We start from the raw sequence: 794 nt of genomic DNA, 5'->3' as shown, positions 1-794 counted from the left end.
GCTGGCGCGCCTGGCCGAGGCCCGCACCGCGCTGCGGCGGCCGGAGCCGCACCAGGGCGACCCCGTGCTGGTCGCCCTGTGCGACGCCGCGCAGCGGTTTCCGATCCCGATGCGCGCCTTCGACGAGCTGATCGACGGCTGCGCGGCGGACGTCGAGGGCGTGTCGTACGAGCGGTTCGGCAGCCTGCTGGCCTACTGCCGGTGCGTCGCCGGATCGGTCGGGCGGCTCTCGCTCGGCGTCTTCGGCACCTCCGACCCCGGCACGGCCGAGCCGCTGGCGGACGCGCTCGGCGTCGCGCTGCAGATCACCAACATCCTGCGCGACATCCGCGAGGACCGGCTGGCGGGCCGGATCTACCTGCCCGCGGAGGACCTGGAGCGGTTCGGGTGCACGCTGGACATGGACGCGGACGGCGAGTTCACCGACCCGCCGGACCGGCTCGCGGAGCTCGTCCGCTTCGAGGCCGAACGCGCGCGCACGTGGTACGAGCACGGAGACCGGCTGGTGCCGATGCTCGACCGCCGCAGCGCCGCCTGCACCGCGGCGATGGCCGGGATCTACCGGCGCCTGCTGGCACGCATCGCCGCCGACCCGGCCGGGGCGCTCAGCACCCGCCTGTCGCTGTCGCGCTGGGATAAGACGATGGTCGCCGCGCGCTCGCTCACCGGGGCGCAGCTGTGACCGGGCGACGCGGGGGAATCGAAGGCGCGGCCCGGCGGTCGCTGCCTCCGGCGAGGGAGGCCTCATGACGGGGCGTGTCGCCGTCGTCGGCGGCGGGATGGCGGGCATCGCC

1 protein-coding gene is annotated in these 794 nt (G+C 75.7%); it reads left to right on the top strand.

The annotated features are described in order from the left end of the window. A partial coding sequence (locus tag ACFFNX_RS51645; protein ID WP_378213850.1) for a phytoene/squalene synthase family protein occupies window positions 1-682 on the top strand: 682 nt, incomplete at its 5' end. Between the last annotated feature and the right edge of the window lie 112 nt (window positions 683-794).

It is taken from the genome of Actinoallomurus acaciae (genome assembly GCF_042429965.1).
Taxonomy (GTDB): domain Bacteria; phylum Actinomycetota; class Actinomycetes; order Streptosporangiales; family Streptosporangiaceae; genus Actinoallomurus; species Actinoallomurus acaciae.
Note: the sequence above shows the minus strand (reverse complement) of the source record. Positions and strands in the feature narration are given on the sequence as shown.